The organism is Hymenobacter latericoloratus (assembly GCF_014199535.1).
GTDB classification, from domain to species: Bacteria; Bacteroidota; Bacteroidia; order Cytophagales; family Hymenobacteraceae; genus Hymenobacter; species Hymenobacter latericoloratus.
This window is the reverse complement of the sequence record NZ_JACHNV010000003.1, coordinates 632886-658260: the sequence shown is the minus strand read 5'-3', so window position 1 is coordinate 658260 and position 25375 is coordinate 632886. Positions and strand designations below refer to the sequence as shown.

The window sequence follows — 25375 nt, the reverse complement described above, 5'->3', positions numbered from 1 at the left end:
GCAGGTTTGGGCGCAGGCCAGGGGTAGGGGAAGTCCGTCGCTGCGGTCTACGACTACCTGTGCTCGGCTCCTAAAAAAGTACCTTTGCTTATCATGTTGCGTCCCGGTCAAATGTTCGTGCGGATGGTGCTAGTTGGCCTGCTGCTGGCAGGTAGGCATGCTAGTGCCCAACGGGCACCATCCGCCGGCAACCCCACCGAAACGACAGGCTCTACTGTTGCCGAGCTGTTGGCCCAGGCCCGCACCTTGCAGGCTCAGTATCACGAGTCGGAAGCGTTGGCGAAGTACGAGCTGGCCCTCAGCAAAGCGCCGGCTACGTACGATGCCCTCTGGCAGGCCGCCGTGCTCAGCGTCCGGATTGGGGCCCGCTACACCGATGAAACCCGGAAATCCGCTTACTTCTCGGCCGCCCGCCTGTATTCCAGCCGGGCGCTGGTAGTTCGCCCCGACGGGGCCGAGGGCCACTATGCCGAAGCCCTGACGCTGGCCAACCAGGCTACCCTGCTCACGGCGCGGGGGCGGCTTCTGGCCTACCGCGAAATGCGCCCCCATGTTTTGCGGGCCGTAGAGCTGTGTCCGGAGTGGGCCGAGGCCTGGCAGCTGCTGGGGCGCTGGCACTACCGAGTTGATCATTACAACCCGCTGGAACGCCTGTTTAGCCGGTTATTTCTGGGGGGCACACCCGCCGGGGCCAGCACGTTCCGGGCCATAGATGCCCTGCAGCGCGCCCACGAGCTGGACCCCAAGCGCATTCAGTATGCCTATGACCTGGCCCGGGTGTACCTAAATCGCAGCCAGCAAACCCGGGCCACGGCGGTGCTGCAGGAAGCCGTGACCCTCACCCCCGTTACGGCCGATGAGCTGGAAATCAGCCGCCGCTGCCGCCGGATGCTGGAGCAGCTCAACCGCAAGCTGCGCCGCCAGATTAGCCGCCACGTCCGGAAGCTGTAGGCCGGGGGCCGCGCGAACAGTAGCAGGGCGTATCTTTGCGGCGTCCTTGCTTTCTGCCGTGCCTCATTTCTCCTTCTCCCGTTTGCTGTTGCCTGCCGCCGGGGCGCTGGGCCTGGTTGCCTGCTCCGATGCGCCCGCCGAGCGCCCGGATACCATGGTGAACCTGCGCACGGTACAGAGCGGCCCCCGCATTCAGGCCGAAGAGCTGGACGGCGCCATTGCCCGCCAGCCGCGCAATGCTTCCCTGTACGCCCGCCGCGCCGCTTTTCGCCTCGATGCCGGGCAGGTCGAAGCCGCCCTCCGCGACATCAACCAAGCCCTGGAGCTGGACGATGCTCCGGGGGAATTTTATTTTATTAAAGCCCGGGCCCTGCGGGCGCGGGGGCAGATAAGGTCGGCTCTGGCCGCTGCTACGGAAGCCGGGCGCCGTGGCTTTGCCTCGCCCAGCCTGAATCTGCTGGTAGGGGAAATGCACCTGGCTACCCGCCGCTATCAGGACGCCCTCGATCAGCTGGACCGCGCCCTGCAGCAGGAGCCCGACGATGCGGCGGCCCTGTTCTACAAAGGCATTGCGTACGTGGGCTTGCAGGACACGGTGCAGGCCCTGGACTACTTGCGGGCCAGCCTGGCCCGCGACCCGCGCCAGCCGGAAACCCTGCACCAGCTGGCCTTTCTTTCCAATGCCTTTCGCCAGCCTCAGCAAGCTGCCCTCTACGCGGCCCGGGGGCTGAAGCTGGCCCCAACCTACGGCCCGCTCTGGTACGATTACGGGCGGCAATTTGAGCTGCAGAACCAGCCGGATAGCGCCGCCCGCATCTACGCCCGCACCGTGCAGCTCGATACCACCTTCTACCGCGCCGACTACCGCCTGGCCCTGGCCGCCTACAAGCGCCACCAGTACGCGGTAGCTATACCCCACCTCCAGCGGGCCCTGCGCCGGGCCCCACGCCTGGCTGGGGCCCGCCAGATGCTGGCCGAAAGCCTGGAGAGCTTGGCCCGCTGGCCCGAAGCCGCCGATCAGTACCGGCTGCTGGTAGCCGAAAATCCGGGCAATCGGCACTGGACCTACAAGGTGTGGAAAACGAATAACCGCGCCAAAGGCATTCTGGCGGAAGAAGTTCGCCGCCCGACAGTAGAAGCCGTCGAGCCCATTACCATAGAAAGGCCCGGCAGCGGGCTGTAGCGCTACAAGGAGGTAGGGCCGGCGCACACGCTTGAATCTGGGGCCGGCCGGAGGGGGCGCAACGCAGAAGTGCCTGCCGGAGCAAGCAGAAACTCCTAACTTGCGGCTTCACGGCTGTTTGTATAGCCACTATCCCCATTCTATGCTTAAGATCACCCTCCCCGACGGCTCGGTGCGCCAGTTTGTAGATGGCGCCACGGGCTACGACGTTGCCGCCGGCATCAGCGAAGGCCTCGCCCGTAATGCCCTCGGCGTACGCGTCAACGGCGAAGTGCGCGACCTGCACCGCCCCATTGAACAGGATGCCCAGGTGGCCATTTTGACCTGGAACGACCCGGAAGGCAAATCCACCTTCTGGCACTCCTCGGCTCACCTTATGGCCGAAGCCCTCGAAGCCCTCTACCCCGGCGTGAAGCTGGGCATCGGGCCCGCCATCGAAAACGGCTTCTACTACGATATCGATCTGGGCGAAGGCCGCACCATCTCCACCGACGACCTGCCGGAAGTCGAGAAGAAGATGCTGGAGCTGGCCAAGAAAAAAAGCCAGTATGAGCGCCGCGAAGTAAGTAAGGCGGATGCCATTGCCTACTTCACGGAGAAGAACGACCCCTACAAGCTGGACTTGCTGGAACGCCTGGAGGATGGTTCTATCACTTTCTACACCCAGGGCGACTTCACCGACCTCTGCCGCGGCCCGCACATCCCCGACACCAGCCCCATTAAGGCTGTCAAGCTGCTGAACGTAGCGGGCGCCTACTGGCGTGGCGATGAGAAGAATAAACAGCTCACGCGTATTTACGGCATCACCTTCCCCAAAGCCAAAGAGCTGACCGAATACCTGGAGAAGCTGGAGGAAGCCAAGCGCCGCGACCACCGCAAGCTGGGCAAGGAGCTGGAGTTGTTTACCTTCTCGGAGAAGGTAGGCGCCGGCCTGCCCCTGTGGCTGCCCAAAGGCACGGCCCTGCGCGAGCGGCTGGAGCAGTTTCTGCGCCGGGCTCAGATGAAGGCCGGCTACCAGCCCGTCGTAACGCCGCACATTGGCGCCAAGGAGTTGTACGTTACCTCGGGCCACTACGAGAAGTACGGCGCCGACTCGTTTCAGCCCATCAAAACGCCGAATCCGGGCGAGGAATTCTTCCTCAAGCCCATGAACTGCCCCCACCACTGCGAAATCTACCGCAGCAAGCCCCGCTCGTACCGCGACCTGCCGGTGCGCCTTGCGGAATTCGGCACGGTGTACCGCTATGAGCAGTCGGGGGAGCTGCACGGCCTCACGCGTGTGCGCGGCTTCACCCAGGACGACGCCCACATCTTCTGCCGCCCGGATCAGGTAAAGGAGGAGTTCCTCAAGGTTATCGACATTGTGCTCTACGTGTTGAAAGCCCTCGACTTTCCTGAGTTCACGGCTCAGATTTCCCTGCGCGACCCCGAAAACAAAACCAAGTACATCGGCTCCGATGAAAACTGGGCCCGCGCAGAGGCGGCTATTCAGGAAGCTGCCGCCGAGAAAGGACTCAACACAGTAACCGAGCTGGGTGAGGCAGCCTTCTACGGCCCCAAGCTCGATTTCATGGTGCGCGACGCGCTAGGCCGCAAGTGGCAGCTGGGCACGATTCAGGTAGATTACAACCTGCCTGAGCGCTTCGAGCTGGAATACGTAGCGCCCGACAACTCTCGTCAGCGCCCCGTCATGATTCACCGGGCCCCGTTCGGTTCGCTGGAGCGTTTCGTGGCCGTACTGATTGAGCACTGCGGCGGCAACTTCCCGCTCTGGCTCTCGCCTGAGCAGTTTGCCGTGCTGCCCATCTCGGAGAAATACCATGACTATGCTCAGCAAGTGTATGACCGGTTGCAGGCCGCCGAGCTGCGCGGCACCGTGGACCACCGCGACGAGAAAATCGGCCGCAAAATCCGCGACGCCGAAGTATCGAAGGTACCTTATATGCTGATCGTGGGGGAGAAGGAGCAGGAAAACGGGGTTGTATCGGTGCGCAAGCACGGCGAAGGCGACCTGGGCTCCATGCCGGTAGATGAATTCGTTGCCAACTTCCAGCGGCAGGTAAACGACATGATGGACGGTAAGTAGTCGGCTCCGTCGGTTGCTTTTGCCGGATTGAATTCCAGCCCTACGTTGTTAGTCCGCAGCGTAGGGCTGGCGTCGTATTTGGGGGTAGGCGTCCGGTGCCTAAACAAGCAAACGGAGCCTATCTGGCCAACTTCGGGCGGGGCAGTTTCGACAATTTTATATAGTCATTTTTGAGCGTTTGGAAAAAATGACGGATATTCGCCCGCTGATTGAACCCGCCACGGCGTTCCGACGTCCTAGCAGTTCAGCATAGATTCCGATTTTCACCTTAAGGAGAAACGCCATAGCTACCCCAAACCGCCGCTATATCCCCCGCGCTCAAGTGGAGGAGCCGTTTAAAATCAATCAGAAGATTACGGCCCGGGAAGTTCGCCTTGTTGGCGACAACATTGAGCAGGGTATCTACTCCATTGAGCAGGCCCGTCGTATGGCCCAGGAGCAGAACCTCGACCTCGTGGAAATTTCACCCACGGCCGTCCCACCCGTCTGCCGCGTAATTGACTACTCCAAGTTCAAATACGAGCAGAAAAAGAAAACCCGTGAGCTAAAGGCTAAGCAGACCAAAGTAGTCATCAAGGAAATCCGTTTCGGACCTAATACCGATGACCACGACTTTGCTTTCAAACTCAAGCACGCCCAGGAATTCCTGAAGGAAGGCGCTAAAATCAAGGCGTACGTTCACTTCGTTGGCCGTAGCATCGTCTTCAAAGAGCGGGGCGAAATTCTGCTCCTCAAATTTGCCCAGGCTCTCGAAGATCTGGCTAAGGTGGAGCAGCTGCCCAAGCTCGAAGGCAAGCGCATGTTCCTGTACCTAGCGCCCAAGGCGGCGGCCCCTGTCAGGAAGGCTGCCCCGAAAGAAGCTGGGAAAGACGCTCCGAAAGAAGCCAAGCCGGCTGCTGCCGACAAAACGGCTGAGTAAGTATTTTTCGAGGAATTTAATTCCTTCTTTTCGCTGGCGCACCGGCCCTAGGCAGCCGACCGCCGCAGTTTTTCACCCTTTTCTCCACTACAATGCCGAAAGTAAAAACCAAGTCCGGCGCCAAAAAGCGGTTCTCGCTGACCGGCACGGGCAAAGTGAAGCGCAAGCACGCCTTCAAAAGCCACATCTTGACCAAGAAAACCACCAAGCAGAAGCGTGCACTCACGCACGTTGGGCTGGTTAGCTCGGCCGACATGAACCGCGTGAAGGACATGCTTGGTATCTAGTCAATTAAGAATTAAGAATTAAGAAAGAGACATGCTTGGTTAGCTAGTCTAGCCAGTTGGCAGGCTTTTTTAATTCATAGTTTTTAATTTTTAATTTCTCACCAGGCGTCCGGCTGAAACGAAAGCTGCGGCACTACGCCCGCCGCCGGCCGCCAAAAAAAACTGGTTATGCCAAGAAGTGTAAACCACGTGGCTTCGCGCCACCGTCGGAAGAAAGTAATGCGTTTGGCGAAGGGCTACTACGGCCGCCGCAAAAACGTATGGACCGTTGCTAAAAACGCGGTTGAAAAAGGTCTGCTGTATGCTTACCGCGACCGGAAGGTTAAGAAGCGTGAGTTTCGCGCCCTCTGGATTCAGCGTATCAACGCTGGGGCTCGTGAGCACGGGCTGTCGTACTCGCAGCTCATGGGCGGCCTGAAAAAGGCTGGCATTGACCTGAACCGCAAAGTACTGGCTGATTTGGCCCTGAACCACCCCGAGGCTTTCAAAGGCATCGTAGAGAAAATTAAGTAAGCACCCACCTGTAACAGGTAGTACGCTTACACAACAGAAACGCCTGACCAATTTTGGTCAGGCGTTTCTGTTTATTAGGCATTCATTACTCAAAAAACCAAGTGTACAACAGCCAGAAGAAAGTGAGCAGCCCTACTACGTACCACAGCCAACCGTCGGATTCGCGGGGCGTATTGCCGTTGCCTCGGGAGCGTTGTCTGATAAAGGGCGTGCGCATAGCTAATCAAGAAAAACAGAATCCATGACTGCTTGTGATACGGCTTGGTAAAAGCCCGCGTTGTATCGCCCCGTCGCTTGTGAGCAATAGTGCACCCCAAGGCTTTCTCAAACCTGGCTGGCCCACTTTCCCAACAATACAAAACAGTTTCTGATCAGCAACTCCCGCGCCTGTGGCAGTAGGGTACAGGTCATCGGCGATTTGCGCGTGTCAACCTGCAGTTTTGGCAAGTAGGATAGTTTGCGCAGATTTCGCCACAAAAAAGGGGTAGAAAACGAAAAGGCCTTCCTAGTGCAGGAAGGCCTTTTAACTTGTAGCGGGGACGAGAGTTGAACTCGTGACCTCAGGGTTATGAATCCTGTGCTCTAACCAACTGAGCTACCCCGCCCTGTTTTGGTGGTGCAAATGTAGGAACAAGTTTTATTGTAATGCAAGTGTTGCGCAAAAAAAAACCCATGTATATTGGCTGCTGGGCCGCTTTTCGAGGAAGCTGGCTCGCTAAATTCTTTACACTGTTTTGCTTATGCCCCTGTCTGCCACTCGCCTCAAACACCGATTCACGGTCGAGTATCCCATTAATGCCTCTCCCAAAATCTTGTATCCCTACCTGGCGTCGGCTTCCGGGTTGTCACACTGGTTTTGCCAGGATGTGCGGGTGGAGGAGGGGCGCTACAATTTCATTTGGGATAACCAACCCCATTACGCGGAAATGGCCTCGCACCGCACGAATCGCTCTGCTCGCTTTGTCTTCCTAGATGAACATAGACGACATACCCCCGACGCCAACTACCTGGACTTCCTGATTGATGAGTCGCAGTTGACCCAGGAGGTATACCTACGCATCGTTGACTACTCGGAGGAAACAGACACCGTGGAATTGCAGGAAATGTGGGACAGCCTGATCCAAAAGCTGCGGGAACAGGTAGGCGGGTAGCCGATGTTTGACTTGCTGCCGGGGAGCAGACGCGAAACGAGCCGTATCTTCGTTTCCCGTTTGCTCCCTTTTCTTTTGTCGGGAAGCTGGCTGCGCAAAGCCCAAGCTTCATGTCTGTATGAAAAAACTCGATAAGCTTATCCTGCGAGCCTTCGCCGGGCCTTTCCTGCTCACTTTCGCGGTAGTGCAGTTCATCTTCCTCACCCAGTACATGCTCAAGTATATGGATGATCTGGTGGGCAAGGACCTGGGCTTTGGTGTGATTGCGCAGCTATTGTTCTATTTCGCAGTACTGCTGGCTCCTATTTCCCTACCCCTGGCTGTGCTATTATCCTCCCTGATGACCTTTGGCACGCTCGGGGAACACCACGAGCTGACGGCCATCAAAACGGCGGGCATTTCGCTAACCCGGATTCTGCGGCCGGTTTTACTTTTCAGCCTGTTGCTGGCGGGTGGAGCGTTCTGGTTTAATAATACCATTGTACCCCTGGCTAACCTGGAGGCATATAGCCTGCTCTGGGACGTGCGCCAGCAAAAGCTGGCGCTCGATATCCGCGAGGGAGTGTTTTATAACGGTATTCCGGGCCGCACCATCAAGGTCAATCAGAAGCTGGGCGAGAATGGAGATATTCTCAAAGGTATCATGATTTATGACCATACGCAGAGTTCGGGAAGTATGCGGGTAATTCTTGCTGATTCAGGCCGCATGTTCACCCGGTTTGGCGGGCAGTACCTCGGACTGGAACTGTTCCGGGGACGTATTTATGTAGAACAGCCCGATGCCAGCAACCGGTCCGGCGCTACGTTTACGCGCCAGAACTTCAGCCGCAACCTGATAACCTTCTCCCTGGAGTCGTTTGGGCTGGACCGTACGAAGAAGGAGTTGTTTAAGGATAACAAGATGATGCTGAACCTGCGTCAGCTTAATCTTTATACCGATTCTCTGCAGCAGCGCCTGCAGACGGAGCGCGTACAGCTTATAACCCAGCTAAGTCCCTACTACACGTACCTGCGGTTTGATACCACCGGGCAGGCCGCCTTGCAACGAGTTACCAGTTGGCAGGTGCCCGTTACCCGTTTGCAGCCCGTTACTATGTCGGTGGCGCAGCAGGCCGCCAACCGGGCCCGCAACGTGCGCTCCTTCCTGGGTACCTCCGCCGAGCGACTCACCAACTTCACAAAGGAAACCGCCAATTACCAGATTGAGAGCTTTCGCAAGTACACGCAGTCGGCGGCTATTCTGCTCATGTTCCTGATCGGGGCTCCCTTAGGGGCCATTATTAAGAAAGGGGGCCTGGGCGTGCCTATTCTCGTTTCCATTGTCTTCTTTATCGTGTACTATGTAGTATCCATCATGGGAGAAAAATATGGGCGCGAGATGGTGATGCCCGTTGGCATAGGCATGTGGATGGCTGCTACCGTCCTGCTTCCCATCGGCCTTTTCTTTCTCTACCAAGCCCGCCACGACTCTGGTCTGCTCGATGTCAACTGGGCGCAGCTTTTTCCCTCTTGGCTCCGCTGGCCGCTGCGAGGCTATAAAAAAGCAGCTTAAAGAGAAGGCAGGTGCTGCGTTGCTGGGAAGAAAGGAATATTTCAATGGGGGTTTCGCATTAAACCGTTACCTTTGCGGCCACCCCGAAGTGCGGGGTGAATTTCTTTTCATTTTTTAATCCAAGACGGGGAAACCTATCTGCCGATGCAACTCACTACTGAAGCAAAACAGGCTATTTTCGAAAAAAACAGCCTGCAGAAGTCCTCTAACGACACCGGTTCGGCCGAGTCGCAGATTGCGCTGTTCACGCACCGCATCTCTCACCTGACCGAGCACCTGAAGGTGAACAAGAAGGACTACTCGACCCGTCTGGGTCTGCTCAAGCTCGTTGGTAAGCGCCGTCGGATGCTGGACTACCTCCAGCACCGCGACATCAACCGCTACCGCGCCATCATCAAGGAACTGGGTATTCGTAAGTAAGCCCACGCTCCGGAGCAGGGAGCCTTTCCGCTGGGGGAGGTTCCCTGCTCTTTTTTTGTCTGAAGCCGGCCGCATTATTCTGCCGGTTTCGTTGTTTACTCCCCCGAAGAATCATTCCCCAGAGCAAAGCGGGGCCACTGGCGGCCCCGTTTTTACGGCTGCTCGCCCGCTGCACGCTTTCTAAAAAAGCAACCCCAGAAGATGCCCAATTACAACGCGGTTACCAAACACATTACCCTGCCCGATGGCCGGCAGATTTCCATCGAAACCGGTAAGCTGGCCAAGTTCGCCGATGGCGCGGTGGTCGTTCGCCTCGGCGACGCTATGCTGCTGGCCACGGTGGTGTCGCAACCCAGCGCCCGCGGCGACGTGGACTTTCTGCCCCTGTCGGTAGATTACCAGGAAAAATTCGGCGGTGCCGGCAAAATCCCCGGTTCTTTCCAGCGCCGCGAAGGTCGCCTCTCCGACTACGAAGTGCTCGTCTCGCGCCTCGTGGACCGTATTCTGCGCCCGATGTTCCCGAAGGACTATCACTACGAGGTGCAGGTAATGATTTCACTGATTTCCGCCGACAAAGACGTGCAGCCCGATGCGCTGGCCGCGCTGGCTGCCTCGGCTGCCCTGTCGGTTTCTGATATTCCGTTTGCCGGCCCGATTTCTGAAGTGCGGGTAGCCCGCATCGACGGTAAGCTGCAGATCAACCCCAAAACCGCCGACATTGAGCGCGCCGACATCGACCTCATCGTGGGCGCCACGGCCGACTCGGTGGCCATGGTGGAAGGCGAGATGGACGAAGTGAGCGAAGAGGAAATGGTGGAAGCCATTGCCTTCGCCCACGAAGCCATCAAAGAGCAGGTGCGCGTGCAGCTGGAGCTGGCCGCCGCCGTGGAGAAGTCGCACGTAAAGCGCGACTACCCCAAGTACGAAGAAAACGACGAGCTGAAGCAGCGCATCACGGAGGCAGTTTACCAGAAGGCTTACGCCGTAGCCCAGTCGGGCAACACCAGCAAGTCAGGCCGCAAGGAAGGCTTCGGCGCTATTAAGAAGGCGCTGGTAGAAGAGCTGCAGGCCGAGAATCCCGAGCTGGACATGAAGATGTTTGGCCGCTACTACGGCTCGGCTGAGAAGAAAGCCATCCGCGACATGATGATCAAGGAGCGCACCCGCCTCGATGGTCGTCAGCTGACGGAAATCCGTCCCATCTGGTCGGAGGTAAACTATCTGCCCGGTGCCCACGGCTCGGCCCTGTTCACCCGCGGCGAAACCCAGTCGCTGACTTCAGTAGCGTTGGGTACCAAGCTCGACGAGCAGATTGTGGACTCGGCCATGGTGTCGGGCTACAACAAGTTCATGCTACACTACAACTTCCCGGCCTTCTCGACCGGCGAAGTGAAGCCTAACCGCGGCCCCGGCCGCCGGGAGGTGGGCCACGGCAACCTGGCCATGCGCTCCATCAAGAAAGTGCTGCCCTCAGAGGACGAAAACCCCTATACCATTCGGGTAGTATCGGATATTCTGGAATCGAATGGCTCGTCGTCGATGGCGACGGTGTGCGCTTCGTCGATGGCCCTGATGGACGCCGGCATTAAGCTGCGCGCCGCTGTATCGGGCATTGCCATGGGCCTCGTGCAGGACAAGGAAACCGGCGAGTACGCTGTGCTGTCGGACATCTTGGGCGACGAAGACCACCTCGGCGACATGGACTTTAAGGTGACTGGCACCGAGAAGGGCATTGTGGCTTGCCAGATGGACATCAAAATCCAGGGCCTGAGCAACGAAATCCTGACCAAGGCCCTGCACCAGGCCCGCGAAGGCCGTCTGCACATCCTGGGTGAAATGGCCAAGACCATTGCTACCCCCGCCGCTGAGCTGAAGCCTCACACGCCCCGCTCGCACAAGATGCTCATCGACAAAGAGTTTATTGGTGCGGTAATCGGGCCGGGTGGCAAGGTGATTCAGCAGATCCAGAAGGATACCAACGCTACGGTTATCATCGAGGAGAAGGACGAGAAAGGCCACGTAAGCATCTTCGCTTCCAACCAAGAAGACATGGAAGCTGCCATTGGCCGGATTCGCGCCATTGCCGCCGTGCCGGAAGTTGGCGAAACCTACAAAGGCAAGGTTCGCTCGATCCAGCCCTACGGTGCTTTCGTGGAAATCATGCCGGGCAAAGATGGCCTGTTGCACATTTCGGAGGTAGCGCACGAGCGTCTGGCTTCGCTGGAAGGCGTACTGGAAGTAGGGCAGGAAATTGACGTGAAACTGCTCGATATCGACAAGAAAACGGGCAAATACCGCCTCTCGCGCAAGGTGCTTCTGCCCAAGCCGGAGCGTGCTGCTGACGCGAACGGCGCCGCGTAACTAGAACTCCCCGAACTTTCGCGGGTACCGGCGTGTTGGACACAATTAATGCCGGTACCCGCATTGGGGTATCTTCCGTACATCGGATTTGACAACGACGTTTACAAGCATCCCTAACTCAATTCTCACGCGCCCGCAATGAGACAGCTAAAAATCAGCAAGCAGATCACCAACCGCGAAAGCCAGTCGCTGGATAAGTACCTCCAGGAGATTGGCAAGGTGGATCTGCTGACCCCCGACGAGGAGGTGACGCTGGCGCAACGCATCAAGGAAGGTGACCAGCAAGCGCTGGAAAAACTGACCAAAGCCAACCTGCGCTTCGTGGTGTCGGTGGCTAAGCAATACCAAAACCAGGGTTTGTCGTTGGGCGACCTGATCAACGAGGGCAACCTCGGCCTGATCAAAGCCGCTAAGCGCTTCGACGAAACCCGTGGCTTTAAATTCATTTCCTACGCCGTATGGTGGATTCGCCAGTCCATTCTGCAGGCCCTGGCCGAACAGTCGCGCATTGTGCGCTTGCCCCTGAACCGGGTGGGCTCGCTCAATAAAATCTCTAAGTCTTTCTCCGAGCTGGAGCAGAAATTCGAGCGGGAGCCTTCGCCCGAAGAAATTGCCGAAGTGCTAGAGCTGACGACCTCGGAGGTAGTAGATACCCTGAAAATCTCGGGCCGCCACGTGTCCGTAGACGCTCCGTTTGTGCAGGGGGAAGAAAACCGTCTGCTCGACGTGCTCGAAAATGAGGACGAGGAGTCGCCGGATACGGGGCTGATGAACGACTCGCTCCGCAAGGAAGTGCAGCGTGCCCTGAGCACGCTCACCAAGCGCGAAGCCGACGTTATTACCCTCTATTTCGGCCTGAATGGAGAACATTCGCTCACCCTGGAAGAAATCGGGGAGAAGTTCAACCTGACCCGCGAGCGGGTACGCCAGATCAAGGAAAAAGCCATCCGTCGTCTGCGTCATACCTCGCGCAGCAAAGCCCTGAAGCCCTACCTGGGGTAAACTTTTTACCCCTACAGCACAAAACCCCGACCTCGCGTTGGGGTTTTTTGTTGTACTGCAGAGGTCGGGGCCCCGCCTGCTTTACGCAGGTAGGGAGTCCTGCTTACCTTTGCCCCCTGATTCCCTTAACCCTTCACGGCGCAGGCTGATGCTTGCGTTACCTCTTAGTATGTCTACTACCTCTTCCGAACACCTCAAGTGTTTGATTATTGGCTCCGGCCCAGCGGGCTATACGGCAGCTATTTATGCTTCTCGCGCGGGCCTGAAACCCGTGATGTACCAGGGGCTGCAGCCCGGTGGTCAGCTCACCATCACCAACGACGTGGAGAACTTCCCGGGCTACCCCGACGGCATCATGGGTCCGGAGATGATGGAGGATTTGAAAAAGCAGGCGGCCCGCTTCGGCACTGATATCCGCTACGGTATTGCCACGGCGGTGGACTTCTCGGGCCACCCGCACCGCGTCACGATTGACGAAACGCTGGAACTGACCGCCGATACGGTCATTATTGCTACGGGAGCGTCGGCTAAGTGGCTGGGGCTGCCCTCGGAGCAGCGCCTGAACGGCTCGGGCGTGTCGGCCTGCGCCGTGTGCGACGGGTTTTTCTACCGGGGCAAGGAGGTAGCCATTGTGGGCGCCGGCGACACGGCCGCCGAGGAGGCGACCTACCTGGCCAACCTGTGCTCCAAGGTGTACATGATTGTGCGGAAAGGGGAGATGCGCGCCTCCAAGATCATGCAGAAGCGCGTGCTCGACAACCCCAAGATTGAAGTGCTGTGGAACTCGGTGACCGATGAAATTCTGGGCGAGCACGCCGTGGAGGGCGCCCGCATCAAGAACGTGCTCGACGGCACCACCCGCGACATTGCCATTGAGGGCTTCTTCGTGGCTATTGGGCACGAGCCCAACTCCAAAATCTTCCAGCCCTACCTCCACCACGACGAGCAGGGCTACCTGAAAACCATTCCGGGAACGGCCAAAACCAATGTGGACGGGGTGTTTGCCTGCGGCGACGTGCAGGACTTTACCTACCGTCAGGCCGTGACGGCCGCCGGCTCGGGCTGCATGGCCGCCCTGGACGCCGAGCGCTACCTCGCTGCCCTCGGCGACCACTAAGTAAGGTGGTGATATAGTGAAATGGTGAGTTTCATCGTTCTGTCGACGCCAACGGCGCTACCGGGCCGGAAACCTGCCATTTCACTACTCCCCATCTCACTACCTCACCACTTCACTAATTTTCTCTTGCTGCATTTTGTAAAACATTGGCTGCTGCCGCTGCTACTGATCGGGCTGTTTCTTGGCTTGCCCGGCCAGCTGCAGGCCCAGCGGCGCAAAGTACCCGAGCCCAAGGCGAAAGCCGGCTCGGCGGGCAAGCGGAAAGACTTCTTCCGCATCAAATCCCCCACTATCCGCTACGTGCGGCCCGATACGACTATCCTCATTGAAACGGAGGAGTTGCCCGACGAGGGTTCCGACGCGGCCAAATCCATCTTCTTCAACCCGGCCAAAAAGCTGTCCATTGTCAGCGAGGATACTTCCACGCTCAACGAAGGCGAGCAGCACATTGTGGAGGTAAAAGAGGAAGTGCAAATTGACTCCAGCTGGATTCAGGTGGCTGGCTACTACGCCATCTGGGACACGCACAATATCAACCCCTACCGGGTAGATGGGCGCCGCATCAAGGACACGCTCAACCTCAAGCTCACGGAGCCGGAAAAGCAGCGCTACGCCAAGATGCCTCTCGGCCGCACGCCCCTTACCTCCGACTTTGGCTTCCGCGGGTACCGCTGGCACTACGGCGTGGACCTGGACCTGGAAACCGGCGACTCGGTAAAGGCGGCTTTTGATGGGGTGGTACGGATTGTGAAGTGGGACGGCTCGGGCTACGGCAACTACGCCATGGTGCGCCACTACAACGGCATTGAGACGCTCTACGGCCACATGCAGAAGACCCTGGTGACGCCGGGCACCTTCGTGAAGGCCGGGCAGCTCATTGGCTGGGGCGGCAGCACGGGGCGTAGCAGCGGCTCCCACCTGCACTTCGAGGTGCGCTACGAGGGCAACCCCATCGACCCGGAGCGCATGTACGACTTCCCCGACTACCGCCTCATCAAGGATAACTTCCAGATTACCTCGGCCCTGTTTGCCTACTACAGCAAATCGTTGAAATACCGAGGTGGGAGTGTGCCAGGAGCGGGCAGTGGAAGCGGCGGCAGCGCCAAACCCACGGCGGCCCGGCGGGTGATAACCCACAAAATCCGGAGCGGCGATACGCTGTCGGAAATTGCGGATAAGTACGGGGTTTCCCAGGCCCAGCTGCGGCGCCTGAACGGTAACGTGGGCGTACTACGTCCCGGCCGGACCCTGCGCATTAAGTAGGCTGTCTGGTGGGTTATAGAAACAAAAAGCCCTGCTGAGGTCCACCTTCAGCGGGGCTTTTTTGCGCCAGTAGCGCGAAGCGGGAGCTTCGCGCTACTGATCACTACACCAGCTTGGGGTGCAGCATGGGGAAGTTGCGCTGGTGCCAGTAGGGGTAGATGGGCGGGGTGTCGCTGGCGGCATCCAGCCGGGCAACCTGCTCGGGCGTGAGATTCCAGCCTACAGAAGCCAAGTTCTGACGCAGCTGCTCTTCGTTCCGGGCCCCGATGACAAGGTTCACTACGGTTGGGCGCTGCAGAAGCCAGTTCAGGGCTACCTGGGCCACTGTTTTGCCGGTTTCCGCGGCTACCTCATCCAGAGCATCAATGATGGTGAACAGCCGCTCGTCGGGCACTTGGGGGCCCTGGCCGCCGCCCTGGGCCAGGCGGCTGCTTTCGGGAACGGGCTGGCCGCGCCGGATTTTGCCGCTCAGCAGACCCGCCGACAAGGGGCTCCAGACGATGGTGCCTACCCCTTGGTCGAGGCCGAGGGGTAGGAGCTCCCATTCAAACTCCCGGTTGGCCAGAGAGTAGTACGCCTGGTGCCCCACGTAGCGGGCCCAGCCGTAGCGCTCCGATACCGACAGGGACTTCATCAGGTGCCAGCCCGAAAAGTTGGAGCAGGCAATGTAGCGCACCTTGCCGCTGTGCACCAGGTCGTCGAGGGCGCGCAGGGTTTCCTCCACCGGCGTATGGGCATCGAAGCCGTGCATGTGGTAAAGGTCGATGTGGTCGGTGCCGAGGCGGCGCAGGCTGTCCTCGCAGGCCCGCACCAGGCTCTGGCGCGAGGAGCCGTAGCCGTTCGGGTCCTCGCCCATGGGGAAGGTAGCCTTGGTAGAAATCAGTACCTCGCTGCGCCGCCCTTCCAGGGCCTTGCCCAGGATTGCTTCCGACAGGCCCTGGGAGTACACGTTGGCCGTGTCGAAGAGGGTAACGCCCGCTTCCAGGCAGATGTCGATCAGGCGCCGGGCCTCCTCGACCTGGGTGCTGCCCCAGGCTTTGAAAAACTCATTGCCGCCGCCAAACGTGGCCGTGCCGAAACTCAGCACCGGGATGCGCAGGCCGGAGCGGCCCAGCTGTCTGTATTCCATGGGAGAGGGGGTAGGGACGCGCATGCGCCGCTGGTGGGAACCGACGGATGGCTTCGCGCCGGTTGGAAATCGGGTTGAATAACCTCCGGATGCCTTCTTGGGTTTTCAGCTGCCTGGGGTCTGGGCGCCTGCTACCCCCTGAAAGAGCTGTAACCTCTTACTTTTGCTGCCGCCCCTGCCAGCGCCCTGGCAGCTATGCTCCGCCGCCGGAACCTGGCCGCTCCCCTCTGCAATTTCTCTCCTGACCGCATGAAACTTGATATCCTGGCCATTGGCTCCCACCCCGACGACGTAGAAATGTCCTGCTCCGGCACGCTGCTGGCCGCCGCCGCCGCCGGTAAGAAAATTGGTATTGTAGACCTGACCCGGGGCGAGCTGGGCACCCGCGGTACGCCCGCTACCCGCGCCCAGGAAGCCGAGGCCGCCAGCCGCATTCTGGGCCTGAGCGCCCGCGAAAACCTGGGGTTGCCCGACGGTTTCTTCCGCAACGACCGGGAGCACCAGCTGCCCGTTATTGCGGCCCTGCGCCGCTACCAGCCCGACATCGTGCTCTGCAATGCCATCCACGACCGGCACCCCGACCACGGCCGCGGCTCCCAGCTGGTGTCGGAGTCGTGCTTTCTTTCGGGCTTGCGCATGATTGAAACCCTCGGCGACGACGGGCAGCCCCAGCAGCCCTGGCGCCCCCGCCTCGTGTTCCACTACATCCAGGACCGCCAGATTCCGGCCGATTTCGTGGTGGATATTTCGGCTCACTGGCCCAAGAAGTGGGAAAGCATTCAGGCCTACCGCACCCAGTTCCACGACCCCACCAGCACCGAGCCCACAACCTACCTTTCCACGCCGGTGTTCAGCCACTTCATGGAAGCCCGCGCCCGCGAGTTCGGCCATCTGATTGGGGTAGAGTTCGGGGAGGGCTTCACCCGGGAGCGGCCCCTAGGCGTGCGGGAGGTGACGGAGCTGATTTAGAAACCAGCGAAAAAACAGGAGCCATTCTACCAGCTTGGCTCCTGTTTTTTCTTATATCAAGTCCTTTGAAAAGTCTGATTATTATGCTTAAAGCGAGCTATGCGCTATTAAATGATTTGTTTTGCGTGCGGTCAAAAGTCTGATCTATCATTCTATTCGTGCGGCACTCGGAGAAGCTATCTGCTACTTGGTGCCAGGTTTCTTTCGCGGTAAGGCTAGGGTAGCCCGGCCGCTGCCTGGAACCTGCTACTCTTTCTCTGTAGTATGAGCACTGTAAAAGCCTCTTTGCCCCTAAGCCTAAAGCTGAGTTTTAGCGCCTTCCTGGCCGTAATGGTGCCGGTGTACTGGGTGAACTACGGCCCCACCAATTTCCTGTACTTCTGCGACGTGGCGCTGCTGCTGTGCTTGCTCAGCATATGGACCGAGCGCCGCCTGCCGGCTTCCATGGCCGCCGTGGGCATTCTGCTGCCCCAAGTGCTGTGGTGCGCCGACTTTCTGGGCGAGCTGTTCGGCTTTCATCTGGTGGGCCTGACGGCCTACATGTTCGACCCGAACCGGTCTTTCTTCCTGCGCGGGCTTTCCTTCTTTCACGGCTGGCTGCCCTTCCTGATCCTGTTTCTGGTGAAGCGCCTGGGGTATGACCGCCGTGCCCTACCGGCCTGGACGCTGCTGGCCTGGGGCTTGTGCCTGGTGGCTTACTTCTTCCTGCCACCGGCCGGGACTGTGCTGCCTGATCCTAAGATTCCTGTCAACATCAACTACGTGTTCGGCTTCGACGACGCGCATCCGCAAACCTGGCTGCCGGCTCCCCTTTATCTGATAGGCTGGCTTTTGACCCTGCTGGTGGTCGTGTATCTGCCTACCCACTGGGCTCTGCGCCGCTGGCTGGTTCCGAAACAAACAGCTTCTGCCAAGGCTGAGCTAGCAGCCTATTTAAGCAAGTTGTCCTATAAGCGCGCTTAGGATTCGGTAGTTTTTCTTCGGGCACTATATCTTGTTATGAAAATTGTGGTTCTTACCCAGGTTGTTCTTATGTCAATCCTCAACTGTCTATTGATGCTACTTCCCAGCTAAATACAACCAGCCCGCGAAGTGGTGTTGGTTACGCCTAGAGATGCTCCAGCATTGATCAGTGTCTTAAATCAGGCCCGGCTATCGGGAAGGATAGGATACATGGGGGCTGTACATGAGCAACTGATAATAGTTCTTGGCCTATCGGATGAGGAGTTTGCCCTTTTTCACTGGCCCACTAAATAAGCAATACTACACAAGTAACCCTGATATGAAAATTTTAGTTAAATGCTTATTAATATTCAATTTCACTCTTGCTGTATTTTCCTGTACATCAAATTTATTTATAAAGAAAAGTACATCAAGCATTGATCTTTATGTGATGCCTATAAGCGGATTTACCAGGTTCAATATTGATAGTACTAATATTAAAAATGTTTGTGCTGTTAGCAAAACGATAGATAATAGTAAATTATTATCGAATATTGAAAAATGGATGAACGACACTAAGATGAGCAGTATAGACAGTTTTAGTTATGATAATATAAGGTCTATGATTGTTTTTAACCGCGAAAAAAATGTATCAACATCAATGCAAGTGGATGTAAGCGGTAAAGTTTTATGGGGGAGTAAAGTTTATATTCTTGACAAAAAAGGATTGTACTTAATCTTAGAACCGCTGTCCAAGGAACAAAGAAATAATATTCTTAAAAAAATGCCCATGCATCAGTGGTAATAAGCTTAGTTCAAAGTATAGTATTATTTAATTGGTGGACTAGCCAGAACCATAAATGCAAAGTAAAATGCCCGGCCATTAGGCCGGGCATTTTACTTTATCGGGATTGATAAGTTTTACCGCACGCCCAACCGGTTCCGCTTCCAGGCTGAGCCGGTAGTTGTAGCCGGCGCATCCGAAGCGGCTGCCGGGGCTTTCTTTTCGGTCAGGAGCATGGCCGTGAGCACGGCGGCGAGCTGGGCGGTGGCTTCGTCCGGGGCGGCGGGCTTCAGCGACTCGGGGGTGAAGTGGTCTTTGATAAAGTTGGTGTCGAAGTTGCCGCTCACGAAGGCGGGGTGCTGCAGCACGTAGCGGCCAAAGCCCAGAGTGGTTTCAATGCCGGTAATCTGGTACTCGTCGATGGCGCGCAGCATCCGCTCGATGGCCTCCTGGCGGGTAGCCCCGAAGGTGACGAGCTTGGCAATCATGGGGTCGTAATAAATCGGAATGTCCATGCCCTGCTCAAAGCCATCATCTACCCGCACGCCGGGGCCCTGGGGGCGCACGTAGGTCGTCAGCGTTCCAATGTCGGGCAGGAAGTTGTTCTGCGGGTCTTCGGCGTACACGCGCAGCTCCAGGGCGTGGCCCTGAATCTGGAGGTCTTCCTGGCGGAAGGCGAGGGGCTGGCCCTGGGCCACCTTGATCTGCTCCTTTACCAGGTCAAGGCCCGTGATTTGCTCCGTCACGGGGTGCTCTACCTGCAGGCGGGTGTTCATCTCCAGGAAGTAAAAGTTGCGCTGGTCATCGAGCAGGAACTCCACGGTGCCGGCTCCGGTGTAGTTGCAGGCCCGGGCTACGTCCACGGCACAGCGGCCCATTTCGGCGCGCAGCTCCGGCGTAAGCACCGAGGAAGGCGCTTCCTCAATTACTTTCTGGTGGCGGCGCTGAATGGAGCACTCCCGCTCAAACAGGTGCACGATGTTGCCGTGCTCATCGCCCAGCACCTGAATTTCGATGTGACGCGGGCCGGTCACGAACTTCTCAATAAACACGGCCCCGTCGCCGAAAGCCGACACGGCCTCATTAATAGCCAACTGCATCTGCTCCTCAAACTCCTCTACGTTGTACACGAGGCGCATGCCCTTGCCGCCGCCGCCGGCCGAGGCCTTAATCAGAATGGGAAAGCCCACCTGCTGGGCAATCTGCTTGGCTTCCTGCACATCCGAAATGGCTTCGGCCGTACCGGGCACCAGCGGAATATTGTAGGCCTGCACGGCCTGCTTGGCCGAAAGCTTGTCGCCCATGATGTCCATGGCTTCGGCTGAGGGGCCCACGAAAATCAGCCCGGCTTCCTTCACCATGCGGGCAAACTCGGCGTTTTCCGAGAGGAAGCCGTAGCCGGGGTGAATGGCATCGACGCCCAGTTGGCGACACACTTCCAGAATCTTGTCGCCGCGCAGGTAGCTGTCCTTGGAGGCCGGCGGGCCCACGCATACGGCCTCATCGGCGTAGCGGACGTGCAGGGCGTTGCGGTCGGCTTCGGAATAAATAGCCACGGTTTGCAGGCCCATTTCCTTGGCCGAGCGCAGCACGCGCAACGCAATTTCGCCCCGGTTGGCAACGAGCAGCTTGGTGATTTTCTTCATGGGAGAGGGTAGGCGGGTGGGAGAGGAGGTTGTAGGGCTTTTAGTGTAAGAACGTCATGCTGAGCTTGCCGAAGCACCTCGCGTGCTCATGTCAAGGGCAACCTTGCTAAAGTGGTAAAGATGCTTCGGTAAGCTCAACAGGAGCGTTATTACCACAACGTCAGCACGCGAGATTCCTCGGCTTCGCTCGGAATGACGGGCTAACGAGACTGACCAATGACATTCAGCACCCAAAGAAACGCCATTCCGGGCGCACCAGAAAACGCCGGCGGGCATTTTCCTGAAGGTTGGATGCCGCCCGAAAGCGGCTACCTTTGCGGATTGCCATAACTTTGTACATTACTCGGGCGTTAGGTCCTTGGGCACAACCGCTCGTTTTCGTTTCACATTCAACCCGTTCCCTCGTGGATCTATTTGAGAAGATTGCCGCCAACCGCGGCCCGCTGGGTAGCCATTCACATTACGCACACGGCTATTTTACCTTCCCCAAGCTGGAAGGTGAGATTAAGCCGCGCATGATTTTCCGCGGTAAAGAGGTTCTCACCTGGAGCCTGAATAACTATTTAGGCCTGGCTAACCACCCTGAAGTACGTAAAGCCGACGCCGAGGCGGCCGCGGAATACGGCATGGCCCTGCCCATGGGCGCGCGCATGATGTCGGGCAACTCCAATCTGCACGAGCAGCTGGAAAATGAGCTGGCTGAGTTCGTGATGAAGCCGGACTGCATGCTGCTCAACTTCGGCTACCAGGGCGTGGTGTCCATTATTGATGCCATGGTCGGCCGCCACGACGTGATTGTGTACGATGCCGAGTCGCACGCCTGCATTATTGATGGGGTGCGCCTGCACGCGGGCAAGCGCTTTGTGTACGTGCACAACGATATGGCCAGCCTGGAGAAGCAGCTGGAGCGCGCCCAACGCATCATCGACGAAACCGGCGGCGGCATCTTGGTAATTACTGAGGGCGTGTTCGGCATGTCGGGCAACCAAGGCGACCTGCGCGGGGTAGTAGCCCTGAAGGAGAAGTACCAGTTCCGCCTGTTCGTGGACGACGCGCACGGCTTCGGCACCATGGGCGCTACCGGCGCCGGAACGGGCGAAGAACAGGGCGTGCAGGACGGCATCGACCTTTATTTTTCGACGTTCGCCAAGAGCATGGCCAGCATCGGCGCTTTCGTGGCCGGCCCGGAAAACGTAATTGAATATTTGCGCTACAACATGCGCAGCCAGATTTTTGCCAAAAGCCTGCCCATGCCGCTGGTAGTGGGCGCTTTGAAGCGCTTGGAGCTGCTGCGCACCCGCCCCGAGCTGAAGGAAAACCTCTGGACCATTGTGCGGGCCCTGCAGAGCGGTCTGCGCGAAAAAGGCTTCAATATTGGCACCACTACCTCGCCCGTAACGCCGGTGCTGCTGGAAGGCCAAATCCCCGATGCAACGCAGGTAACCTTCGATCTGCGTGAGAATCACGGCATTTTCTGCTCTATCGTGGTGTATCCGGTGGTGCCGAAGGGCGTGATTATGCTCCGCATCATCCCCACGGCCGTGCATACCCTCGACGACGTAGCCATCACCATTAAGGCCTTTGAGGCCGTGCAGGAGAAGCTCCGCAACGGGCTATACTCCAAGGCCGAGGTGCCTGCCGGCCTGCAGGGCTAACCGGAGCTTCGCTAAGTGCAAAAGCCGACTTCTACATGGGAGTCGGCTTTTTGTTTTAGTATTATTTAAAGAATGTGCTACTGGGTGGGTAACCTATTGTTGAGTTGTTTACGTATAAAAAGTGCCTTAGCAGGCTTGAAAACGGGTTTGAGAAAAAAACTTGGCAACTTGCTTGTATTTGAAATCCCTGTATATTAGAGCCGGTTAAACACATTTTTCCACACCAAACAACCCCTCCCAAATGAGCAATTTTAGCCAACTGAAAGACCTCGTGATGTCGCTGGAAGCTGACTTCGAGAAGTTCTATGACAAGGGCAACTCGGCCGCTGGCACCCGCGTGCGCAAGGGCATGCAGGAGCTGAAGAACATGGCCCAGACCATCCGCACCGAGGTGCAGAACAAAAAGAACGAAGGTGGCGAAGCCGCTCCGGCTAAAGCTGCTCCGGCTAAGAAAGCTGCCGCTCCGGCCGCTAAGAAAGCCGCTCCCGCTAAAAAGAAGTAGTTCGGCACCGCAGCTTCTGCGGTGGTAATAGCTTCCTGTGAGGCCTCACCAGCTACTGGTGGGGCCTTTCTGTTGGCCGCGGGGTAGGAGGCCCCCGCTCGGGCCGAACGCTGCTGTCGTCCGGTCAGTTAACATCCGCACCATTCGCACCGCCGGAACAAGTTCCGCCTACCCCCTAAAGTGGGCCCAACCCTTCAGGTATCAGCGCGAGGCCAGCGGATGAGGGCCTGTGGCGGCGGACCGGGGCATTCTGGCTATTCCGGAAAAGTAAACCCCTGCTGCCACAAAGGGCAACAGGGGTTTGACTTCGCGCGGCGTTTGGTGGGCTTACACTACTTTGATCAGGTAGTAGTTTTTCTTGCCCTTCTGAGCCACGATGTACTGGCCCAGTAACAGGGGCACTTCGGTGGCCTGTTGCTCCGGAGTGGCTTTGGTGCGGTTCACGCTCACGCCACCGCCCTGAATCATTTTGCGGGCCTCGCCTTTCGATGGGAAGATAGCGCCATTAGTAGCTTCGCTAAGCAGCCCGATAACGTTCTGCTCAAGCAGCGAGGCGCGCGATACTTCCAGGCGGGGCACGCCGGCAAACACGTCGAGCAGCGTTGCTTCATCCAAGGTAGCCAGGTCGCCGCCCCCGAAAAGCACCTGCGAGGCCGATAAGGCCGCTTCGTAGGCCGCCTGGCCGTGCACCCGGATGGTGACGTCCTGGGCCAGGGCTTTCTGCAGGGTACGCAAGTGCGGCGCCTGGGCGTGCTCGGCTTCCAGGGCTTCGATTTCGGCCTGGGGTAGGAGCGTGAACACCCGGATCAGGCGGGGCACGTCGGCGTCGGCGGCACCCAGGAAGAACTGGTAGAACTGGTAGGGGCTCGTCATGGAGCCATCCAGCCACACGGTGCCGGTTTCGCTCTTGCCGTACTTGGTACCATCGGCCTTGGTGATGAGCTGGCCGGTGAGGGCGTAGGCTTTGCCCTCGCCGCCCGACATGCGCCGGATCAGCTCGGTGCCGGTGGTGATGTTGCCCCACTGGTCGGAAGCGCCCATCTGCAGAGTGGTGCCCAGCTCTTTGTAGAGGTGGTAGAAGTCGTAGCCCTGCAGCAGCTGGTAGCTGAACTCGGTGTAGCTGATGCCCTCGGCGCCCGACTCTTCGTTGCCGCTAATACGGCGCTTCACCGAGTCTTTGGCCATCATGTAGTTAACGGTGAGGTGCTTGCCTACCTCGCGCAGGAACTGCAGGAAGCCAAACTCCTTGAACCAGTCGTAGTTGTTCACCACGCGGGCACCGGTAGGCGAGTCGTCGAACACCAGAAACTTCTCCAGCTGCGCCCGAATGCCGGCCTGGTTGCGGCGCAGAGCCTCTTCATCGAGCAGGTTGCGCTCCGCCGACTTACCCGAGGGGTCGCCAATCATACCGGTGGCGCCGCCTACCAGGGCCAGGGGGCGGTGGCCGGCGCGCTGCAGGTGCACCAGCAGCATAATGGTAGCCAGGTTGCCGATGTGCAGGGAGGGTGCCGTAGGGTCGAAGCCGATGTAGCCGGTGATGGGCGCGTTCTGGCGTAAGTGCTCGTCGGTACCGGGCATCATGTCGTGAAACATGCCCCGCCAGCGCAGTTCTTCTATTAAATCCAAGGGGTCAATTAAGAATGAAGAATGAAGAATGAAGAATGAAGAATTGAGTTAGGCGGCTGGACAGTGGGAAACCTGCCGTGTTACGGAAACAACACCTACGCAATTCTCGGGAAGCAGTCCGCAAAGGTAAGAGGCAGGCCGTACCTTTGACAGGGAAGATTAGGTGACCAACAACCCACCAATTCTTCATTCTTAATTTTTAATTCTTCATTGAATTGACCCTCACCGCCGACGAGATTCTGAAGCAGCTCCAGCAGCGGCAGTTTGCGCCCGTGTACTTTCTGCAAGGGGAGGAGCCGTACTATATTGATCTGGTAGCCGATCTGCTGGAAAAAACCGTGCTGCAGGAGCACGAAAAAGGCTTTAACCAGGTGGTGCTCTACGGCAAGGATACCGACGTGGCCGGCATCCTCAGCCAGGCTAAGCGCTTCCCCATGATGGCCGAGCGCTCCGTCGTCATCGTGAAGGAAGCCCAAGCCGTGGCCGATCTGGAAGCGGAGAAGTCGTGGCCGTTTCTGGAGGCCTACCTCAAGAACCCATTGCAGAGCACGGTGCTGGTGCTGTGCTACAAGCACAAAACCCTGGATGCCCGCAAGAAGCTGGGCAAGCTGCTCTCGGGCGACAAAAACAACCCGGCTCCGGCCGGCACGGTGCTGCTCACCAGCAAAAAGCTCTACGACAACCAGGTGGCGCCCTGGCTCACCAACTACGTGCGCTCAAAGGGCCAGCAGATTACGCCCCAGGCTACCAACATGCTGGCCGAATACATCGGGGCGGAACTGGGCAGGCTCACGAACGAGGTCGATAAGATGCTTATCAACCTGCTGCCGGGCCACAGTATTGATGAGGACCTGGTGCAGCGCATGGTGGGCATCAGCAAGGAGTACAACATCTTCGAGCTGCAGTCGGCGCTTATTCGCCGCGACGTGCTCAAGGCCAACCGCATTCTACTCTATTTCGAGGCCAACCCCAAGAATAACCCGCTCATTCCGAACCTGACGCTGCTGTTCAACTACTTCTCGCGCCTGCTGGCCCTGCACCAGCTGCCCAACCCCACCGAAGCGGACTGGAAGCGCCTGAACCTGGCTAATAGCTACGCCCGCCGCGACTACCAAACCGGCCTGAAGGTCTTCCCCTTCGAGCGTACTCGCGACATCGTCCACCTCATCCGCCGCGCCGACGCCCAAAGTAAAGGCATCGACTCGGGCTCCATGACCGATGGTGAAATCCTGCGGGAACTGGTGTGGCTGATTCTGCACCCCGTGCCGCTGCACGCCGTGGTAGGGATGTAGCCGTTTTTATACTATCTGTACTAGC

At 58.1% G+C, this 25375-nt stretch carries 22 protein-coding genes, 1 tRNA gene and 1 pseudogene; 19 read left to right on the top strand and 5 right to left on the bottom strand.

Annotated features, from left to right (window positions below; all coding sequences use genetic code 11):
- The first annotated feature begins 93 nt into the window (after positions 1-93).
- The 6 genes from GGU46_RS13320 to rplT all read left to right on the top strand — a co-directional run bounded on the left by GGU46_RS13320 (position 94) and on the right by rplT (position 5939).
- The gene (locus GGU46_RS13320) at positions 94-951 is read left to right on the top strand and encodes a tetratricopeptide repeat protein (protein ID WP_183404007.1); all 858 of its coding nucleotides are present in this window, start codon (positions 94-96) and stop codon (positions 949-951) included.
- Between the two features lie 58 nt (positions 952-1009).
- Positions 1010-2134: a tetratricopeptide repeat protein gene (locus tag GGU46_RS22465; protein ID WP_183404006.1), complete on the top strand. Its 1125-nt coding sequence runs from the start codon at positions 1010-1012 to the stop codon at positions 2132-2134.
- Between the two features lie 142 nt (positions 2135-2276).
- Positions 2277-4220 carry a threonine--tRNA ligase gene (gene thrS / locus GGU46_RS13310; protein ID WP_183404005.1) on the top strand — a complete coding sequence of 648 codons (1944 nt, stop codon included), beginning with the start codon at positions 2277-2279 and terminating at the stop codon, positions 4218-4220.
- A gap of 322 nt (positions 4221-4542) precedes the next feature.
- Positions 4543-5139, top strand: a complete 597-nt coding sequence (infC, locus tag GGU46_RS13305; RefSeq protein WP_183404004.1) for a translation initiation factor IF-3 — start codon at positions 4543-4545, stop codon at positions 5137-5139.
- Positions 5140-5231: 92 nt separating this feature from the next.
- Positions 5232-5426 carry a 50S ribosomal protein L35 gene (gene rpmI / locus GGU46_RS13300; RefSeq protein ID WP_183404003.1) on the top strand — a complete coding sequence of 65 codons (195 nt, stop codon included), beginning with the start codon at positions 5232-5234 and terminating at the stop codon, positions 5424-5426.
- 168 nt (positions 5427-5594) lie between these two features.
- A complete protein-coding gene (gene rplT, locus GGU46_RS13295) occupies positions 5595-5939 on the top strand; it encodes a 50S ribosomal protein L20 (protein ID WP_183404002.1) in 345 nt (114 codons plus the stop codon).
- An 85-nt stretch (positions 5940-6024) separates the two neighbouring features.
- On the opposite strand, the gene GGU46_RS22330 is transcribed toward rplT, so the two are convergent.
- Entirely contained in the window at positions 6025-6156 is a 132-nt protein-coding gene (locus GGU46_RS22330) for a hypothetical protein (protein ID WP_262890946.1), read from the bottom strand.
- A gap of 314 nt (positions 6157-6470) precedes the next feature.
- Positions 6471-6544, bottom strand: a tRNA-Met gene (locus GGU46_RS13290).
- Positions 6545-6679: 135 nt separating this feature from the next.
- On the opposite strand from GGU46_RS13290, the gene GGU46_RS13285 reads away from it, so the two are divergent.
- The 7 genes from GGU46_RS13285 to GGU46_RS13255 all read left to right on the top strand — a co-directional run bounded on the left by GGU46_RS13285 (position 6680) and on the right by GGU46_RS13255 (position 14805).
- The gene (locus GGU46_RS13285) at positions 6680-7090 is read left to right on the top strand and encodes an START-like domain-containing protein (RefSeq protein ID WP_183404001.1); all 411 of its coding nucleotides are present in this window, start codon (positions 6680-6682) and stop codon (positions 7088-7090) included.
- Between the two features lie 118 nt (positions 7091-7208).
- Positions 7209-8642, top strand: a complete 1434-nt coding sequence (locus GGU46_RS13280) for an LptF/LptG family permease (RefSeq protein WP_183404000.1) — start codon at positions 7209-7211, stop codon at positions 8640-8642.
- 144 nt (positions 8643-8786) lie between these two features.
- Complete coding sequence (rpsO, locus tag GGU46_RS13275) at positions 8787-9062, top strand: 30S ribosomal protein S15 (protein ID WP_110979237.1); 276 nt, start codon at positions 8787-8789, stop codon at positions 9060-9062.
- A 201-nt stretch (positions 9063-9263) separates the two neighbouring features.
- Complete coding sequence (pnp, locus tag GGU46_RS13270) at positions 9264-11423, top strand: polyribonucleotide nucleotidyltransferase (RefSeq protein ID WP_183403999.1); 2160 nt, start codon at positions 9264-9266, stop codon at positions 11421-11423.
- Positions 11424-11561: 138 nt separating this feature from the next.
- A complete protein-coding gene (locus GGU46_RS13265) occupies positions 11562-12425 on the top strand; it encodes a sigma-70 family RNA polymerase sigma factor (RefSeq protein WP_022823752.1) in 864 nt (287 codons plus the stop codon).
- 169 nt (positions 12426-12594) lie between these two features.
- A complete protein-coding gene (trxB, locus tag GGU46_RS13260) occupies positions 12595-13542 on the top strand; it encodes a thioredoxin-disulfide reductase (RefSeq protein WP_183403998.1) in 948 nt (315 codons plus the stop codon).
- Positions 13543-13668: 126 nt separating this feature from the next.
- Positions 13669-14805 (top strand): peptidoglycan DD-metalloendopeptidase family protein, encoded by a 1137-nt coding sequence (locus GGU46_RS13255; RefSeq protein WP_246398981.1) that lies wholly within the window; start codon positions 13669-13671, stop codon positions 14803-14805.
- 103 nt (positions 14806-14908) lie between these two features.
- Here GGU46_RS13255 and GGU46_RS13250 read toward each other — a convergent pair whose 3' ends face one another.
- Complete coding sequence (locus GGU46_RS13250) at positions 14909-15934, bottom strand: aldo/keto reductase (protein WP_183403996.1); 1026 nt, start codon at positions 15932-15934, stop codon at positions 14909-14911.
- A gap of 249 nt (positions 15935-16183) precedes the next feature.
- Between GGU46_RS13250 and bshB1 the strand changes: the two genes are divergently transcribed.
- The 3 genes from bshB1 (at position 16184) to GGU46_RS13235 (ending at position 18650) form a co-directional block, all read left to right on the top strand.
- Positions 16184-16903, top strand: coding sequence for a bacillithiol biosynthesis deacetylase BshB1 (bshB1, locus tag GGU46_RS13245; RefSeq protein ID WP_183403995.1), 720 nt, complete (start codon positions 16184-16186; stop codon positions 16901-16903).
- Between the two features lie 264 nt (positions 16904-17167).
- Positions 17168-17866: a hypothetical protein gene (locus GGU46_RS13240; RefSeq protein WP_183403994.1), complete on the top strand. Its 699-nt coding sequence runs from the start codon at positions 17168-17170 to the stop codon at positions 17864-17866.
- 319 nt (positions 17867-18185) lie between these two features.
- Positions 18186-18650 (top strand): hypothetical protein, encoded by a 465-nt coding sequence (locus GGU46_RS13235; RefSeq protein ID WP_183403993.1) that lies wholly within the window; start codon positions 18186-18188, stop codon positions 18648-18650.
- A gap of 116 nt (positions 18651-18766) precedes the next feature.
- Here GGU46_RS13235 and accC read toward each other — a convergent pair whose 3' ends face one another.
- The gene (accC, locus tag GGU46_RS13230; RefSeq protein WP_183403992.1) at positions 18767-20275 is read right to left on the bottom strand and encodes an acetyl-CoA carboxylase biotin carboxylase subunit; all 1509 of its coding nucleotides are present in this window, start codon (positions 20273-20275) and stop codon (positions 18767-18769) included.
- Between the two features lie 404 nt (positions 20276-20679).
- Between accC and GGU46_RS13225 the strand changes: the two genes are divergently transcribed.
- Positions 20680-21930, top strand: a complete 1251-nt coding sequence (locus GGU46_RS13225; protein WP_183403991.1) for an aminotransferase class I/II-fold pyridoxal phosphate-dependent enzyme — start codon at positions 20680-20682, stop codon at positions 21928-21930.
- Positions 21931-22171: 241 nt separating this feature from the next.
- A pseudogene (locus GGU46_RS13220) lies at positions 22172-22345 on the top strand (histone H1); the annotation flags it as partial.
- A gap of 414 nt (positions 22346-22759) precedes the next feature.
- On the opposite strand, the gene tyrS reads toward GGU46_RS13220, so the two are convergent.
- Entirely contained in the window at positions 22760-24058 is a 1299-nt protein-coding gene (gene tyrS, locus GGU46_RS13215; RefSeq protein ID WP_183403990.1) for a tyrosine--tRNA ligase, read from the bottom strand.
- Positions 24059-24273: 215 nt separating this feature from the next.
- On the opposite strand from tyrS, the gene holA reads away from it, so the two are divergent.
- Positions 24274-25350 (top strand): DNA polymerase III subunit delta, encoded by a 1077-nt coding sequence (gene holA, locus GGU46_RS13210; RefSeq protein WP_183403989.1) that lies wholly within the window; start codon positions 24274-24276, stop codon positions 25348-25350.
- Positions 25351-25375 lie beyond the last annotated feature (25 nt).

Bases quoted from the DNA above. Each gene is read 5' to 3' on its own strand.
- pnp (WP_183403999.1), top strand. From the start codon at position 9,264: ATGCCCAATTACAACGCGGTTACCAAACACATTACCCTGCCCGATGGC.
- rplT (WP_183404002.1), top strand. From the start codon at position 5,595: ATGCCAAGAAGTGTAAACCACGTGGCTTCGCGCCACCGTCGGAAGAAA.
- bshB1 (WP_183403995.1), top strand. From the start codon at position 16,184: ATGAAACTTGATATCCTGGCCATTGGCTCCCACCCCGACGACGTAGAA.
- GGU46_RS13285 (WP_183404001.1), top strand. From the start codon at position 6,680: ATGCCCCTGTCTGCCACTCGCCTCAAACACCGATTCACGGTCGAGTAT.
- GGU46_RS13280 (WP_183404000.1), top strand. From the start codon at position 7,209: ATGAAAAAACTCGATAAGCTTATCCTGCGAGCCTTCGCCGGGCCTTTC.
- trxB (WP_183403998.1), top strand. From the start codon at position 12,595: ATGTCTACTACCTCTTCCGAACACCTCAAGTGTTTGATTATTGGCTCC.
- GGU46_RS22330 (WP_262890946.1), bottom strand. From the start codon at position 6,156: ATGCGCACGCCCTTTATCAGACAACGCTCCCGAGGCAACGGCAATACG.
- GGU46_RS13235 (WP_183403993.1), top strand. From the start codon at position 18,186: ATGAAAATTTTAGTTAAATGCTTATTAATATTCAATTTCACTCTTGCT.
- GGU46_RS13240 (WP_183403994.1), top strand. From the start codon at position 17,168: ATGAGCACTGTAAAAGCCTCTTTGCCCCTAAGCCTAAAGCTGAGTTTT.
- thrS (WP_183404005.1), top strand. From the start codon at position 2,277: ATGCTTAAGATCACCCTCCCCGACGGCTCGGTGCGCCAGTTTGTAGAT.
- rpsO (WP_110979237.1), top strand. From the start codon at position 8,787: ATGCAACTCACTACTGAAGCAAAACAGGCTATTTTCGAAAAAAACAGC.
- GGU46_RS13250 (WP_183403996.1), bottom strand. From the start codon at position 15,934: ATGGAATACAGACAGCTGGGCCGCTCCGGCCTGCGCATCCCGGTGCTG.
- accC (WP_183403992.1), bottom strand. From the start codon at position 20,275: ATGAAGAAAATCACCAAGCTGCTCGTTGCCAACCGGGGCGAAATTGCG.
- rpmI (WP_183404003.1), top strand. From the start codon at position 5,232: ATGCCGAAAGTAAAAACCAAGTCCGGCGCCAAAAAGCGGTTCTCGCTG.
- GGU46_RS13265 (WP_022823752.1), top strand. From the start codon at position 11,562: ATGAGACAGCTAAAAATCAGCAAGCAGATCACCAACCGCGAAAGCCAG.
- GGU46_RS13320 (WP_183404007.1), top strand. From the start codon at position 94: ATGTTGCGTCCCGGTCAAATGTTCGTGCGGATGGTGCTAGTTGGCCTG.